Source organism: Acinetobacter sp. AHP123 (assembly GCF_023757925.1).
Classification (GTDB): Bacteria; Pseudomonadota; Gammaproteobacteria; order Pseudomonadales; family Moraxellaceae; genus Acinetobacter; species Acinetobacter oleivorans.
In genome coordinates this window covers 2,289,060-2,305,487 of the sequence record NZ_CP092454.1, presented here as the reverse complement: position 1 = coordinate 2,305,487, position 16,428 = coordinate 2,289,060, and the positions used below count along the sequence as shown (strand labels likewise).

Sequence of the window (16,428 nt, the reverse complement as noted above, 5' to 3'; positions counted from 1 at the left end):
AAAAGCTCTAATCACGATTAATACTATTTAAATATTTTTGTTATATACTCAACAAAATATGTTGAGTATATAACATGAATATATCATTACTCATATCTTCACTCCCTACTCAGAACTCAACTGCTCGTATGAGAGTCTGGCGTTCACTCAAAGCAAGCGGAGCCGCAACTGTTCGTGATGGAGTCTATCTATTACCCATAACGCATTCTGAAAAGTTTGAAGCTATCGCGCAGGATGTAATTTCCGAGCAAGGTTCAGCTTATATCTTTCAAGCAGAAGCGCCATTAAACCTTGAAATTGTTTCACTTTTTAATCGTAATGAAGAATATGAAGCTATACGTAAACAGCTTGTTGATTTAAATCAGAATCAAAATGAAAGTGAAAAAAAAGAATTACTTAAACAAGTCCGAAAATTAAGAAAGAGCTTTGATGCTCTTGTAGAAATTGATTATTTCCCTAGCGAAGTCCAAGGGCAAACGCTTAATGAACTGGTTTCACTCGAACATTCTATTGCTCGACTGGGTGAAACCAATGAACCCGTTTTTACTCAAGCAAAGATAAAGAGACTTCTAAAAAAAGATTATCAAAATCGAGTCTGGGCTACCCGAAAGCATCCATGGATAGACAGATTAGCGTCAGCTTGGCTCATCAAAAATTTTATTGATGAATCCCCTCAGCTTATATGGCTAGAGTCTCCTTCTGATTGCCCCGCACATGCGCTTGGTTATGATTTTGATGGTGCCGCTTTCACGCATATTGATAACTTCGTTACGTTTGAAGTTCTCTTGCATAGTTTTGAACTTGAAACACCTGCATTAAAAAAGATTGCGGAAATTGTGCACTATCTTGATGTAGGCGGTTTTGAACCACCAGAAGCAATAGGCATAGAAAAAGTAATTCAAGGTTTACGTAGTCAGATCAGCAACGACGACCAATTATTCGAATTGGCCAATTATATCTTTGATGGCTTATATGCCGACTTAAAAAGAGAATGCTCATGATACAAGAAAAAGAAAATTCACTGGACTCGCCCGTTGAACCTGTCAGCTTTTGGCGCGCATTTATGTTTTGGCTCAAATTAGGATTTATCAGCTTTGGCGGGCCAGCAGGACAAATCGCAGTTATGCATCAAGAGCTTGTTGAACAAAAGCGCTGGATTTCAGAAAAACGTTTTTTACATGCGCTTAACTATTGTATGCTCTTGCCCGGCCCAGAAGCACAGCAGTTAGCGACCTATATTGGTTGGCTTATGCACCGTACCGTTGGAGGTATAGTTGCGGGTGTATTATTTGTACTTCCCTCGCTGTTTATCTTGATTGGACTATCATGGATCTACATTAAATTCGGTGATGTTCCCGTCATTGCTGGCCTTTTTTATGGAATTAAACCCGCTGTAGTCGCCATTGTTTTTCATGCGACTTACCGAATTGGTAGTAAATCACTCAAAAATAAATTTTTGTGGTTAATTGCTGCTCTCGCTTTCCTTGCCATCTTTGTTTTAAATCTACCATTTCCACTTATCGTTTTGGCAGCAGGACTTACGGGTTATTTTACAAGTAAGAAGTATCCTGAGCTATTTTCTAGCAATGCTGGACATAAAAATAGCCAAAAAGATTATGGTATTGCTTTAATTGATGACGACACACCAACACCAGATCATGCAAAGTTCAGATGGTCACACCTGACTAAAATTCTGATTATTGCAGCGCTGCTGTGGTTTATTCCCGTGCTTGGGCTCGGCCTTTATTTCGGTTGGGATCATGCATATACCCAAATGGCATGGTTCTTTACGAAAGCAGCTTTACTTACTTTTGGCGGTGCATATGCGGTACTGCCCTATGTCTATCAAGGTGCTGTGAACTATTATGGATGGTTAAGTCCAACCCAAATGATTGATGGTTTAGCACTTGGTGAAAGTACACCAGGCCCTCTAATTATGGTGGTTGCTTTTGTCGGTTTTCTTGGTGGCTTTAACCATGCCTTATTAGGTTCAGAACACTTGTTTTTAGCAGGCGCAATCGGCGCGACTATTGTTACTTGGTTTACCTTTCTATTTTCATTTGTATTTATTTTGGCAGGTGCCCCTGTTATCGAATCAACGCACAACGAGCTTAAGTTTACAGCTCCATTAACTGCAATTACTGCTGCCGTAGTTGGCGTGATTTTAAATTTGGCACTGTTCTTTAGTTACCATGTTTTATGGCCGCATGGATTTGGTCAAGCTTTCAATTATGAAGCGGCTTTAATTGCAATTGCTGCATTCATTGCCCTATTCCACTTTGAAGTAAAAGTGATGTATGTCATTTTAGCAGCAGCTATTTTCGGTCTATTTTTATACATTGCAGTATAAAGAATTTATGATGTAAAAAAGGGGAAGCATAAGGCTTACTCTTTTTTATGTTGTTGCTTCAACACATGGTGAAAGTATGTGAATGCCTTGTTTAATCTGAGCAGTTTCATATTAAAAACCACTCCAACACCATATCTCTTTCATTCAAACTGTTTGAACTTAAAGTCTGTAGCATCAAACCATCTATCAGGTTTAGAACCATATTTGCATCGGGTTTGAGTGCTCTGCTTTCCAGACTAAAGACCAGATCAAAAAGTTCTCTAAGCAGCCATTTTCGATATTCAACTGCCATGCCGTAGGCTCTTGGATAAAGCTGTTTTATTTCAAAAATGGCTTTAAATAAAAGATGGTAAAAGCTATTCACATCGACATGTAAGCAGACAATTTCTTTGATTTTATCGACAGTCTTTGGGTAACGGTGTGAATAGACAATTGCCAGCACTTCTTCTTTCAGTCGGCTCTTTTGATAGGTTAAGCATGTTTCAACAAGGCGTTCTTTCGAGTGAAAGTAGTTATAAACAGTGGCTTTGGGAACTTTGGATTTTTTGACAATTAGGTCTACGCCTGTATTGTGAAATCCATTGATATTAAATAGATCTACTGCTGTATGTAGCACTTTTAATTTTTTTGAAGATGTTTCTAAATTTGGCATATTTTTACCGTTATAAATTCTTGTTGTTTCTAAATGAGATACTTTTTTGGGAGAAAAAAGGCATAGCAAAGCCGTAAGACTGTGCTTGGCACATCTCAAGATTTATTGTTGATTAAGTTTTTGAGCCGTAATGACTTAAAGCCTGAAGACCCTAAAGGTAATCAAGCTGATAAATATGATTTAAGTCGTGTCGTTATAGCTTTTGGCAAAGGCTGCCAAGAAATTAAGAATGTGCAAAGCCAACTCCTTTTTATTGGGAGTTCTGCCAGACATTTATAGAATTATGGTGGCAGAACGAAAGGGGGTTCGCAGACTGGCCGAAAAAACCCAGCACACCCGAAGGTGTCCCCCTCCCGTTCCACCGTAGAGGGGGCACGAGGGTTCGTCACTAAAAGAATTAACTTTTAATGCTTTTTCGGAACGGTCTGCGACAACCGACTGGCAATGTGGCCAGCAGGCAAAGGATAGTGCTCTGCCCTTTAGCAGTCAAGCACACAAAATGACATTTGTTTTAAATTAGATCATTAAAAAGTAAGGATAAATAATGAGTAAGTGATTGTTAAATGGGGGTTTATAAAGGGGAGATTTGATCTTTTTAGTTAATTGGATTTTAAGGAAATGAGTAGATAAAATTACCTAGTTTTTAAGAGAAAATATTAAGTTTTAATAGATAATATCTATAAAATATACCATCACGTTTCTCTGCATAGCATTCGATCTATCTTGCTATTATTAATAGATATATAAGCATAAAAACAAGTACAACAATAATTGTGAAAATTTTTAATACTATTATTTGACAACATAAGTATTTAATATCACCTCTGCTTTCTAATACTCTTTAAATATTCAGTAAGAAGAAAAACTTCAGTTGAAGGATTGTATTCCCTCGTTAAATTAGCATCATCTAAACAACTTTTCGCATGACTGACTGCTTGAGTATAGTATGGTGATAATATTTTATAAATATTTTGACAAGATTTACTATACTTTTCACCAAAACGTGTTTTCCATTCGGAATTTAAAATATCTTCGCACATTTCACTAGCCGTTTTTAAACCAGTTTTATAAAATGCAGATCTAGAATTTTTAAAATGTAATAAATACCAAAATTCAAAACTTGAAAATGATTTAATAGAAAATAATATTTCTATACCTTCTGTTTTATTAAAATCATCTACTAACAAAATTGCATTATTAAAATTTTTATGAGAATCCCTATCGATTACACAATAAACACGATCATATAAAGTAGCAGGATTCTTTTCTTTTTTTCTTTTCCTATATAACTCTATGGCATGTCGAACTACAGAAACAGGATCAGAACCGCAATCCCCTGTTATTTCAATATTAGCAGAAGATAGTCTTTCTTCTTGTACTAATTGCTTAAAATAATTCGGTTCTGTTTTTGATCCTTCACAAACAATTAATACAAGATCGTACTCTTCGAATTTTGGAGATTTACGCTGTAAATTTATTTTACGTTTTGCCATAATATTTTCAAAACTAATCTTTTAAATAAGTTAAAGGTAAAAAGCTAAATGGCTTAACAATTGGTTTTCCTCCATATCGACCTGATAAGTAGCTTTCTTCAATATCCTCTCTATCTTTACGAGGACTAAAAGAAGTTAAGGGATAAACTGTTGTACTTTTATCAATTGATTTCTCACAAAACCAAATCTGATCTCGACGTAATAGATCTCGTCTTAAGATGGAAGTCTCATGGGTAGTAAATATTAGTTGGGCATTATTTATATTAACATTTGAATTAAAAATTTTAACTATATATCTTACAAGATCTGGATGCAGACTTTTATTTAATTCATCTATGATAAATACATACCCATTAGTTAAGACATCTAAAATTGGTGCGGCATATTCAAAAAGTTTTTGAGTTCCATCTGACTGTTCTTCTAGAGGAATTAATATTTTATTACCATCAGAATCATGATGGACAAAATAAGCATCCATTGTTTCTGGATATTCCTCTAAATATTTTTTCTTAAATGTTTCTGAAATCTCAAATGGTAAATTTTCTACAGTATTTTTTTTAGTCTCAATTTGAATATCATCTAAATCTATGTCCGCCTGTTTTAAGAGTTCAATAACTGTAGCTTTAACTGTTGAATTTTCTAAACAGGTTTTCATTGTAAAATCATTCATGATTCTATCTGAGTCTAATACTTTTAAATCTTCAACAAACCACTCATAAATTGGTTTTAAGAATTCACTATTTAAATGAACTGCTGTAGATAGAAACAACTGATCAGAACGTGTACTTTCTTTCCAGAGATTAACTTTACCTTTTAGCTTTGAACTAAATTTCCAATTATAAATAATATTATCTATTTGACTTTCATCAACATTATCTTCAATCCAACGATGATATAATGCTTGCTCTCGCCCATTAGGATAAGCACTTAACCACTCTTCTGTAATAAGTTTAGAAGTAGCTGAAAAACTATAATCATATCTAACTTTGTTTTTTATGAAACTGATAGTAAAAGTTGTAGAACTAGCTTGGAAACTCTTCTCAAACTTAAATGGTTCAACTGGAATTGGACTATTTATCTCTTTTTTATAAGATTTTCCAACAATTATACGCATATACAATAATGCTTTAAGAAGATTTGATTTCCCAGAAGCATTTGCACCATAGATCACTGCTGAATGTAATAATTCAGGTACAGTTAGAACTTGAGGATCACAATAATTTGATGGCATTTCATCAGGCGAATCTTTAACCATAGTCAATATTTGTTCTTCTTTTATTGACCTATAATTTTCGACGCTAAATTGAATTAACATATATGTAAACCTAATTTCATTGCATTTTTGGGTAAAAAACTCCAAATTTAAACTTTAAAATATAGCATCCCATTATTTTCGTCTACAATTATATATTATTTATTGCTACATTAGGTAATTAGCCAAACCATAATCCTCATTTCAGTAAAGAGATTCTACTTTGTAAAAAACTGAAATTAAATTATAAAACTAATAAAAAAGCCCTAAATCATTATAATTCAGGGCTTTTTAAGTCATGTAAAGCTATGCAAGTTCATATGATTTTAATATCTTGGTAGGTATATCCAGACTCGAACTGGAGACCTCTACGATGTCAACGTAGCGCTCTAACCAACTGAGCTATACACCTAGAATGGAAAGCATCATATTCATTTTTCAAAAGCAAAACAAGTGATTTTCAATTGAAAAAAATACAAATGAGCAGACTTTAAGCAAACTTTTTTCATTTCCAAAAAAAGAAAAACGGTACATGGTTTAACCACATACCGTTTTGTTTAGCTGAATTTCAAGCTCAACTTAACAAGGGCATTTCTTTAAAGTACCGCCTGCCGATGGATAACGCGCATCGACACAATGACGGTAGAAAGTCTTTGCATCCATTGGTGTTAAATCAGGATGATGAGCTTTCATGTGCTCCACATAAGTCTGATAGTCTGGCACGCCAACCATCAGTCGAAAGCTTTGCTGCAAACGCTGCCACAAGGTTGCAATACGCGACCAGTTCTTTGGAGAAAGCAACAGCTCTTTTTGTGAGAGCACTGTCATTTTGATAATTTTCGCAATAATGACAGTTCCATTTTTTGCAAATTTAAAATTCATCACTACTCTCCTCGTGGGGTGACCACTTCCGGATCAGCATATACGGCAGGCGCTTCATTTACAGTTGGTTTCGGGCTTGCTAAAGCACGGCGCACAATACCAATTGAAGCAATAATCATGACAATCGAAACAATCATAAAGAAGCCACAAAGCGCAGCATTAATCTGATTCGACATCACAATGTTTTGCATTTCAGCAATACTTTTAGCTGGCTTTAATATTTCACCACGAGCAATCGCGTCAGAGAACTTATGCGCTTGCGCCAAGAAACCAATCTTAGGATTTTCGTGGAAAATCTTTTGCCAACCCGCAGTCATACAGGTGATGAACAAGAAAATTGTTGGAATGATGGTCACCCATACATATTTTTCTTTTTTCATTTTAAATAGAATGACTGTACCCAAAATGAGTGCCATTGAAGCCAACATTTGGTTACCAACACCAAATAAAGGCCATAAGGAGTTAACACCACCGAGTGGATCAATCACACCTTGATAGACGAAGAAGCCCCATCCACCGACTGCAACCGCCGTACCGACCAAGTTACCAAAGAATGAACCTGATGCTTTAACCGCAGGAATAACAATACCAACCGTATCTTGCACCATGAAACGGCAAGCACGTGTACCCGCATCTACAGCAGTTAAAATGAATAATGCTTCAAATAAAATCGCAAAGTGGTACCAGAATGCCATCATTGAACGGCTATTAAAAATTTCCGAAATGATATGTGCCATACCAATCGCAAAGGTAGGCGCACCACCCGTACGCGATAAAATCGAAGATTCTCCGACTTCTTGTGCCAACACCGTTAACATTTCAGGAGTAACGACAAAGCCTAAATTACGTACAGCTTCTGCCGCAGTTTCTACAGTTGTACCCAGTACAGCTGCAGGAGCATTAATTGCAAAGTACACGCCCGGGTCTAAAACAGTTGCACAGATCATCGCCATAATACCGACGAATGATTCCATGAGCATACCGCCATAACCAATCACACGAATATCCGCTTCGTTATCGACGAGTTTTGGTGTTGTACCACTTGATACAAGCGCATGGAAACCAGAAATCGCACCACAGGCAATGGTAATAAATAGGAATGGGAATAAGCTACCCGAGAAAACAGGGCCAGTACCGTCAATAAAATGAGTCACTGCTGGCATTTTCAGTTCAGGTAATGCAATGATAATACCGACTGCTAAACCGAGAATGACACCAATTTTAAGGAATGTTGATAGATAATCACGTGGCGCTAACAATAACCAGACAGGTAAGACTGATGCGACAAAACCATAAATGATTAAGCACCATGTCAGCTGTGTTCCTGTTAAGGTGAAAAACTCACCCCAGTAAGGATCTGCTGCAACATGTCCACCGTAAACAATTGCAAGCATCATTAAGACGAAGCCAATAATCGAAACTTCAGCAATACGTCCCGGGCGAATAAAACGCATGTAAACGCCCATAAATAATGCAATTGGAATAGTCGCTGCAATCGTAAAAACACCCCATGGACTATGGGCAAGTGCTTTAACCACAACTAAAGCCAATACCGCAAGGATAATAATCATTACCCCAAGCGCACCAAGCATTACAACAATACCAGCAAAAGAACCCAGTTCCTGTTTTGCCATTTCACCAAGCGAACGACCGTCTCGACGCGTTGAAATAAATAAAACTAAGAAGTCTTGTACTGCACCTGCGACAACCACACCGACCAGTAGCCAGATTGTCCCTGGTAAAAAACCCATTTGTGCAGCCAAAATTGGCCCGACTAATGGCCCCGCTCCTGCAATCGCAGCGAAGTGGTGACCAAAAAGTACATATTTATTAGTGGGAACATAATCCAGACCATCGGCTAAACGGTGAGCTGGGGTTAAACGTCTTGGGTTTAATTCAAATACTTTAGTTGCAATAAATAGACTATAAAATCGATATGCGATGCTATATACACATGCTGCAGCCAGTACAAGCCAAACCGCATTAACATGTTCACCACGACTGAGTGCCAGCATCCCAAAAGAAATTGCACCTATAATTGCCACTAGGCTCCAGACCAGCTTGGAGGGAAGCGTAGATTTCGCTTGCATTGTGTCCATTCTTAACCTCTCAATAAATAACTACAGCATTTTTATATTGTTATGTACTGTTCTATCAAATCCTTGTGACTGTACTCCTCCTTTAATTTTTTTCCTCTTATACTTTCGCATAAAAAAAGGGATGATTTACATCATCCCTTCGATAATAGTGTATTTTTTAACTATTATGCACGCTCTAAATAATCGCCAGTACGAGTATCTACACGAACGCTTTCTTCTTGCTGAACAAATAACGGAACACGAACAACCGCACCTGTTTCAAGCTTAGCTGGTTTACCGCCACCGCCAGATGTATCACCGCGTACGCCTGGATCAGTTTCAACAATTTTTAATACAACGAAGTTCGGTGGGTTTACTGTTAAAGGTACGCCGTTGAACAACATAATCGTACATTTTTCATTTGAATCGTCTTTTAACCATTTTGCAGCATCGCCCATTGCAGTTTTGTCTGCAGCGATTTGCTCAAAAGATACAGGATCCATGAAATTCCACATTTCACCATCGTTGTATAGGTATTCCATTTCAACTTCAACAATATCAGCAGCTTCTAAAGAGTCACCTGATTTGAAAGTTTTTTCTAATACTTTACCAGTTTTAAGGTTACGTAATTTTACACGGTTGAACGCTTGACCTTTACCTGGTTTTACATATTCGTTTTCCATGATTGAACATGGGTTACCATCAAGCATAACCTTAAGGCCTGCTTTAAAATCATTTGTAGAATAATAGGCCATGAAAGGCACACTCCAAACTTAACAAGTCAACTATGCGATATAATGCGTTGTTGCATTATCTTAATCGTGTCAAATGATAAACTATTTATACCAAGAGCAAAACTGGCAATCACAACTGAGTGACCTTATTACTGATCCTTCAGAGTTGCTAAGCCTACTCGAGTTATCCTCTGATCAGCTATTATCAGGTGCGATTCTGGCTTCTGAACAGTTTAAATTGCGTGTTCCTCGCGCGTTCGTCGGAAAAATGAACGCTAAAAACCCTTTTGACCCGCTTTTGCTACAGGTTTTACCTCATCATTTAGAACTTGAAGAACATCCTGAATTTGTAACAGACCCTTTGGGCGAAGAAGCAGCAAATCAATTACCCGGTGTATTACATAAATATAAATCACGTTTTTTACTGACTCTGACGGGTGCTTGTGCCGTACATTGCCGTTATTGTTTCCGTCGTCATTTTCCCTATCAAGAAAATTTACCGAAAAATGATGATTGGCTAAATATTAAAAATTACATTGAAGCGAATCCGCACATTAATGAAATCATTTTAAGTGGTGGAGACCCCCTTACGCTTTCTAACCGTAAATTAGCACTTTGGCTAGAACGTTTATCATCTCTCAAACAAATTAAGATTCTGAGAATTCATTCACGAGTTCCAATTGTGATTCCAAACCGGATCGACGAAGAGCTGATTTCTTTATTAAAAAACAGTAGGCTGCGTATTATTCTGGTGGTACACTCAAACCACGCTTCTGAACTCGATGACTTTACCTGTTCAAAATTGTTGCAGTTATCTGCCGAGCACATTACTGTACTTAATCAGGCAGTATTGCTTAAAGGCGTTAATGATTCTGCACAAACATTAATTGATTTAAGTTATCGTTTATTTGAAGCTCGCGTTATGCCTTATTACTTACATGTTTTAGATAAAGTAAAAGGTGCACAACATTTTGATTTAATACCATCTGAGATAGATGATATATATCGTGATGTGTTAGCGAACCTACCGGGGTATTTGGTTCCTAAACTCGTCAGGGAAATTGCGGGCGAAAAGAATAAAACACCGCTTTTTGGGGCAACAACATTTTGAGTTATATAATAAGTGATGATGAATAATGCACTATCGGACATTTTTCACAATCAAACCGAACTCACTCGTGAGCGGTTAAGCTTTTGTGAAGCCAATATTAAAGATCTTAATGAATGGGTCACTACCCTTTCTATTATGCAACTCGGCGATACGTCAAAAGCATTATTCACCGCCATTTTAGAGCTCAATGAATTAAAGTGTAGTGAAACCTTACGTTTTGATCTTATACAAACGCTTCATCCCACCATTAATAACGTTCTTGCAAGTCTAGAAAAAAACTTTTTTAACCAAGGTGTGATTAGTACAGACCGTAACGAACATATTATTGAGTTAGCGATGTTGCTGCGTTGCTATTTCGCCAGTATTTATTTAAATATTGCACAAAATAGCCATGGGCAATTACAGCATCAAAAGTTTTCTCTATTTGCCTATAAGCAAAAAAAGAATTTGCAAACGGCACGTACCTTATCGACTTTTCATGCACTACAACAATTAACGAGTCTCTTATATCAGCAGCATATGCTCTATAGTGAGCCTCTTAAAGGACAGTGGCTGGTTGCACATCAGCTCTATGAAACCGCTGTTCAACATAAATATCATCTCATCAATATTAATCATATTCAGGGTATCCACCACCCTCTAGCAAATATTACCCAAGCTTATGCTCAGCTAATTTTGCTCGATATTTTAAATACGAACCAGATTCGCCAATCAGAAATTCAAGCCTTATTTCAATGTAGTTTTGACTGGGCAAGAATGATTCAAATTTTGCCGAAAGATACAGCCTTAACGAAATATGTGGTTGACCCTAGTAAAGACCATCCACCAGTCTATAACACCAAACGCAGCTCTAATTTTAGTCCAAGCATTTTTATAGGCACACAGGCTTTACTCGAGCATGTGACTGCAACCATGCATAAAAATGCGCAATATATTTCTAAAAATGAAAAGTTTTATTTAAGCCCGGCTTTAAAGTTTCATGTTCAAACAATTTTGGGTACAACAGCTCAACGTCGTCATGAGCGTTATGAATACAATGCAGAACTACAAATTTGCTTCGGTTTAAGTACAGCTCATTTCTATCTAGCCAAAGCAAAAAACTTTGAAGAAACGCTACAACTCAACAATAACTACAACTTACAAAGTGAGTCTAAAGTTTTATCAAATTTAGAGAAAAAAGAACAACAAACCACATCCTACCAACGCTTAAGTCGTGAAAGTAAAACCATTTATCAAACCACTGTTCTCGATATTAGTGTCAACGGATATCGTATTAAATGGTCTGGGGAAGCACCGAAAAATCTAAGAACCGGTGAATATATTTTAGTTAAAGAAACTTTGCATGGACAATGGCGTGGTGGCGTAATCCGCTGGATTAAACAATCGACAGAAAAATCTCTAGAGTTAGGTCTAGAGATTTTGTCACAGGCGATGTTCCCTTGTGCAGTGCATATTCAAGCTGAGCGTCATACACGCAATTATCATCCTGCACTATTACTACAAACACAAAATCTAGAAGAAATACAAAATACGTTGATTTTACCGGGGTCACAAATTTTTAGAGAGCAACAAACAATTCATTTACGATTGGGGACAGAAGAAATCAAAGTGTATCTACTCAAAGCACAACTCATTACTCAAAGTTTTATTCAATTTCATTTCGAACTTCTGAATGAGCAGCAACAAAATCTGCTTGATCAGTTCATGATGAAAAAGAATAGCAACTCTAGCAGTCAAGATTTATGGGAAGCACTAAAGTGAGAAACTCTTTATTATCTAAAAAGTTAAAACGTACTGAAACACGTTTACTCATTATTGATGACAACCAGCTACGTTATAACCAGATTTTAAATTTATTATTGGGGAATAATTATCAAGTTCATGCGTTATTACTTGATGATCTAAAAAGTTTCGAAAAACAGTTAAATACGCCTTGGGATGCTATTATTTTTGGTCGTGCTTATGACCTAAAAATTGAACAAACACTCTCCCTTATTCAAGCTTCTGAGCAGCCACATTTACCTGTTTTATTATTGCAACCTGAAGATTATCAACCTCAGCAATATCAAGCCTATATTCATAAAGGTATTTATGACGTAGTTCCATTAGAGCCATTAGATTATTTTTATATCACGCTTATTCGGACCTTGTCATATAGTCACTTATTGCAAACTGAGCAACGTCTGACTAATGAATTGGAAACTATTCATTCTCATACACAAACACTGGTTAATAACAGCCATAAAGCTGTTGCCCTCTTTCAAGAAGGCATGCACGTTAAGGCAAATACAGAATACCTCAACCTTTTTGGCTTTAAGCAAGAAGAAGAGATTATTGGCCTGCCCATCTTAGATGTTTTACAACCCAATGATTTAAATATTTTTAAACAAAGATTCAAGAAGATTTCATTAGGTCAGTTTGATCAGGCACGTTTTGAAATCCAGAGTCAACATGCAGCAATTTCAGGTAATAATGCTTTAAAACTTGAATTTATTCCAAGTCAGGAAGAAGACGCGGTACAGTTAACGATTGACTATCAACTGGATTTACAAACACCTGCAAATACAGCATTTTCTGAAAAAAGTTACGGGTCAACTGCACCTTGGCAACAAATTAATCGACAAATATCGACACACCCTGCTCAAGCAAATGCATTGGTTTTATTCAGACTAAATCAGTGCCCAGAACGAGTGTTTCAACTAGACTGGCAAACACCCGGACAATATTTTAATCAGCTGCAAAGTTTCCTGAAAGAACAGGCTCAAATGTCGATTTTCAATCTTGAACTTGGAGCATATCTTGGCGTTTTGCAAGCCGAAAACAGTACAGTCCTTAACTCCCAATTGGCTAGTCTGCAAAGTTTGCAAAAAGAGCATTTATTAACGGTTAATGAACTTAATTACTCAGTACAATTCAAACTGAGTTATGCGCAAATTACAGAACCATTAAATGAAGCTAGCTTTGCAAAGCTTCTTGATCAAACAAATCAGCAAGCGTTACCTAAAGCCAAGCCAGAAATTGAGCTAACGCCAACAATCGACATTATTCCTTCTGAACCTATCGGCTCGTCTCTGTCACTTGATTTAAGCCTTCAAGATGTTGATGCTCCAATGCCTTCACCGTTATTGCAGCAATTAAAGCAACAGCTAGCACGGGGTGAAATTCATTTAAAATATCAGCAGATTTATGATAAGCATGATCAAGAAACCCATAACTATGAAGTGACGAGTGGTTTTATTGCGGATGAACAGTGGCATGATTTAAATGATTTAGCCGCTTTGCGAGATGATAGTGAACTTTCGATTCAATTAGACCGTTGGATTTTGGTCGAGGCTTGCAAGCAGCTACATAATTTCATCACGCAGTACCCGAAAGCCAAGCTGATTATTAACTTGAATATTGATATCTTACTCAAAGATAAATCAGCCCCTGAACTTATTTCGAAATTACTCACCATTATTGGTAGTAAGCAAGAAAGTCCGTTGATTTTACAATTTTCAGAGCAAGCGATTCAGCCACATCTTGCAATTGCACAGCAACTTATAGCCCGCCTACGCCAACACGGAGCAGAAATTTCAATCCGGGATTTCACATCTTCTATGTATAGTGAATCGATATTGCAACAACTTGATGTTCAATATTTAAAATTGCAATCGAAGAAGACAGAGCTATTAAACTCAGATGCTGGTTTAGCGCAATTACAAGAAAAGATTCTAAATTATTTGACTGTAAAACCTGTTGGGATTTTACTTGCTGATCTTAATGATATGAACTTATTTGCTAACGCTTGGAATGTGGAAGCACGTTTCTTACAAGGTCGTTATTTCCAGAAACGACTTGATCGATTAACAGACGTACAAGACCAATAATGGTCTTGTCGTTCATAAACAAAAAACGGGCATAAAGCCCGTTTTTTGTTTCGTTTTTCAGTATTAACGCTTGATAGAGCGAGACATACCAGAGAAACGTTGTTTGAATTTGTCGATACGACCACCAGTATCTACATTCTTTTGCTTACCAGTGTAGAAAGGGTGGCAAGCTGAACATACGTCAAGGTAGATAGTTTCTTTACCTAAAGCAGAACGAGTTTCGATTACGTTACCGCAAGAACAAGTTGCAACTAATTTTTCATATTTTGGGTGAATATCGGCGCGCATCGTCGATTACTCCTAATTGTAGAAAGGCTTAAGCTGTCATCGCAATTGATCACTCTCAATATAAATCGAGGAAAGCTCAAAATGAGCAGATCAACACCACAACAGACCATTCTTTTGGCCCACCGAAACCTCTAGGGTTAGAGCTAAGCACAACAAGTGGACAAGATTATACGCCAAATATTTTTTATTTGCGAATTAATCTTTAGATTTAGCCCAGTAATTTGCAATTACCCCACAAACCATTAATTGGATTTGGTGAAAGATCATAATAGGCAACACAATCATGCCTAAAGGCTGACCAATAAATAAGATTTGCGCCATCGGCACACCACTCGCCAACGTCTTTTTTGAACTACAAAAGAAAACCGTGACTTGATCTGCTCGGTTAAATCCAAAAGCACGAGGTAGATACAGTGCTAATAACATAATGACCGTTAAAAGAACTGAACAAGCAACCACTAAAATAAGCAAGGTTTTCCAATTTACCTGATGCCAAAGACCTGCAACCACTGCTCCACTGAACGCGCCATACACCACCATCAAAATCGAGCCTTGATCGAATGCTTTAACAATACTTGGAACTTTTGCCATATAAGGAAAAATATAAGGACGTAATATTTGCCCTAAAATAAATGGCACTAACAGCAACAATGTAATTTGTATAATTGAAGCAGTCGGATCGAACCCATGTTGGCTTTGGCCTAAAATAAAAAAGCTCACCAACACTGGTGTAATAAACATACCAATCAAATTGGAAAAAGATGCGCTACAAACCGCTCCAGCCACATTCCCTTTTGCAACTGATGTAAATGCAATAGAAGATTGAACTGTAGAGGGTAAAAAGCACATAAACAGAAAACCCCAGTACAGCTGCTGGCCGAGTAGAGGTAACAGAATCGGTTTAGCTAACAAACCAAGCACGGGGAAAATAAAAAAAGTAAATGCGAAGACAAGTAAATGCATTTTCCAATGCAAAACGCCTTCAATTACAGCCTCGCGGGACAGCTTCGCACCATGCAAAAAGAATAAAATTGCAATCGCGACTGTAGTCAGTGTATTGAAATATTGCGCTGCTTGACCACTGACTGGAAAAAATGTTGCTAGCAGTACCATTCCAACTAACAAAATTGTAAATCGATCAAGTGCCAATAACTTCAACATAGCCACATCCTATGATTATTTTAGATAATAAAAAACCCAGTTGATAAATTGACCATCTGGTCAAGCGTTCATCATACTGGGCTAAAAAAATAAAGCTAGACTTTTAAGACCTAAATCTTAAAGCGTCATAGTCAATTTTTAGTTATTTGTCGCATTAGCATCTTGTTGAATCAACTCGATTTTATAACCATCTGGATCTTCAACAAATGCGATAACGGTAACACCACCTTTCATTGGGCCCGCTTCACGCACAACTTTGCCGCCACGTGCTTTAATTTCTTCACACGCTTTATAGGCATCGTCAACACCAATCGCAATATGACCATAGGCATTACCTAACTCATAACTTGATGTATCCCAGTTATGGGTAAGCTCAAGCACAGTATTGGTTTCTTCATCACCGTAACCAACAAATGCCAGTGTAAAGCGCCCTTCTTCATAATCACGCTTACGAAGTAACTTCATTCCTAATACTTCGGTATAGAACTTTAAAGATTGTTCTAAATTGCCTACTCGCAACATTGTATGAAGCATTCGCATATATTTATCTCCTAGGAA

The 16,428-nt window shown here is 37.1% G+C and carries 15 protein-coding genes and 1 tRNA gene; 6 read left to right on the top strand and 10 right to left on the bottom strand.

The annotated features are described in order from the left end of the window. The first annotated feature begins 74 nt into the window (after positions 1–74). Both MJX77_RS10965 and chrA read left to right on the top strand, forming a co-directional pair. Entirely contained in the window at positions 75–1,001 is a 927-nt protein-coding gene (locus MJX77_RS10965; protein WP_252059022.1) for a chromate resistance protein ChrB domain-containing protein, read from the top strand. Then, the gene (gene chrA / locus MJX77_RS10960) at positions 998–2,350 is read left to right on the top strand and encodes a chromate efflux transporter (protein WP_252059020.1); all 1,353 of its coding nucleotides are present in this window, start codon (positions 998–1,000) and stop codon (positions 2,348–2,350) included. Before MJX77_RS10965 ends, chrA begins: the two co-directional genes overlap by 4 nt. Positions 2,351–2,456: 106 nt before the next feature. Here the strand turns inward: chrA and MJX77_RS10955 are convergent, their stop codons facing one another. Continuing rightward, on the bottom strand, positions 2,457–3,002 hold the full coding sequence (locus MJX77_RS10955) for a TetR/AcrR family transcriptional regulator (RefSeq protein WP_252059018.1): 546 nt from the start codon (positions 3,000–3,002) through the stop codon (positions 2,457–2,459). A gap of 81 nt (positions 3,003–3,083) precedes the next feature. Here MJX77_RS10955 and MJX77_RS10950 point away from each other — a divergent pair, with 81 nt between their 5' ends. Next, positions 3,084–3,281: a hypothetical protein gene (locus MJX77_RS10950; protein ID WP_252059017.1), complete on the top strand. Its 198-nt coding sequence runs from the start codon at positions 3,084–3,086 to the stop codon at positions 3,279–3,281. A gap of 539 nt (positions 3,282–3,820) precedes the next feature. On the opposite strand, the gene MJX77_RS10945 is transcribed toward MJX77_RS10950, so the two are convergent. The 6 genes from MJX77_RS10945 to efp form a co-directional block, all read right to left on the bottom strand. Further along, positions 3,821–4,495: an RloB family protein gene (locus MJX77_RS10945; RefSeq protein ID WP_252059016.1), complete on the bottom strand. Its 675-nt coding sequence runs from the start codon at positions 4,493–4,495 to the stop codon at positions 3,821–3,823. A 13-nt stretch (positions 4,496–4,508) separates the two neighbouring features. Beyond that, the gene (locus tag MJX77_RS10940; protein WP_252059015.1) at positions 4,509–5,810 is read right to left on the bottom strand and encodes an AAA family ATPase; all 1,302 of its coding nucleotides are present in this window, start codon (positions 5,808–5,810) and stop codon (positions 4,509–4,511) included. A 272-nt stretch (positions 5,811–6,082) separates the two neighbouring features. Then, positions 6,083–6,159, bottom strand: a tRNA-Val gene (locus MJX77_RS10935). A 167-nt stretch (positions 6,160–6,326) separates the two neighbouring features. Next, positions 6,327–6,632, bottom strand: a complete 306-nt coding sequence (locus MJX77_RS10930) for a YbdD/YjiX family protein (protein ID WP_004790909.1) — start codon at positions 6,630–6,632, stop codon at positions 6,327–6,329. Next, positions 6,632–8,728, bottom strand: coding sequence for a carbon starvation CstA family protein (locus tag MJX77_RS10925; RefSeq protein ID WP_013197154.1), 2,097 nt, complete (start codon positions 8,726–8,728; stop codon positions 6,632–6,634). Before MJX77_RS10925 ends, MJX77_RS10930 begins: the two co-directional genes overlap by 1 nt. A gap of 164 nt (positions 8,729–8,892) precedes the next feature. Continuing rightward, entirely contained in the window at positions 8,893–9,462 is a 570-nt protein-coding gene (efp, locus tag MJX77_RS10920) for an elongation factor P (protein WP_004790907.1), read from the bottom strand. 73 nt (positions 9,463–9,535) lie between these two features. Between efp and epmB the strand changes: the two genes are divergently transcribed. Genes epmB through MJX77_RS10905 form a run of 3 tightly spaced genes read left to right on the top strand, consistent with a single transcriptional unit; the run spans position 9,536 to position 14,421 of the window. Next, complete coding sequence (epmB, locus tag MJX77_RS10915) at positions 9,536–10,552, top strand: EF-P beta-lysylation protein EpmB (RefSeq protein WP_049837195.1); 1,017 nt, start codon at positions 9,536–9,538, stop codon at positions 10,550–10,552. Between the two features lie 15 nt (positions 10,553–10,567). Further along, complete coding sequence (locus MJX77_RS10910) at positions 10,568–12,313, top strand: cyclic-di-GMP receptor FimW-related protein (RefSeq protein WP_023274156.1); 1,746 nt, start codon at positions 10,568–10,570, stop codon at positions 12,311–12,313. Beyond that, positions 12,310–14,421, top strand: a complete 2,112-nt coding sequence (locus tag MJX77_RS10905; RefSeq protein WP_252059013.1) for an EAL domain-containing protein — start codon at positions 12,310–12,312, stop codon at positions 14,419–14,421. Before MJX77_RS10910 ends, MJX77_RS10905 begins: the two co-directional genes overlap by 4 nt. Before the next feature lie 63 nt (positions 14,422–14,484). Here MJX77_RS10905 and rpmE read toward each other — a convergent pair whose 3' ends face one another. The 3 genes from rpmE to gloA all read right to left on the bottom strand — a co-directional run bounded on the left by rpmE (position 14,485) and on the right by gloA (position 16,410). Next, positions 14,485–14,709: a 50S ribosomal protein L31 gene (rpmE, locus tag MJX77_RS10900; RefSeq protein ID WP_004652835.1), complete on the bottom strand. Its 225-nt coding sequence runs from the start codon at positions 14,707–14,709 to the stop codon at positions 14,485–14,487. A 195-nt stretch (positions 14,710–14,904) separates the two neighbouring features. Further along, positions 14,905–15,876, bottom strand: coding sequence for a bile acid:sodium symporter family protein (locus MJX77_RS10895; protein ID WP_171056844.1), 972 nt, complete (start codon positions 15,874–15,876; stop codon positions 14,905–14,907). 132 nt (positions 15,877–16,008) lie between these two features. Beyond that, positions 16,009–16,410: a lactoylglutathione lyase gene (gene gloA, locus MJX77_RS10890; protein WP_005307276.1), complete on the bottom strand. Its 402-nt coding sequence runs from the start codon at positions 16,408–16,410 to the stop codon at positions 16,009–16,011. Positions 16,411–16,428: the final 18 nt, after the last annotated feature.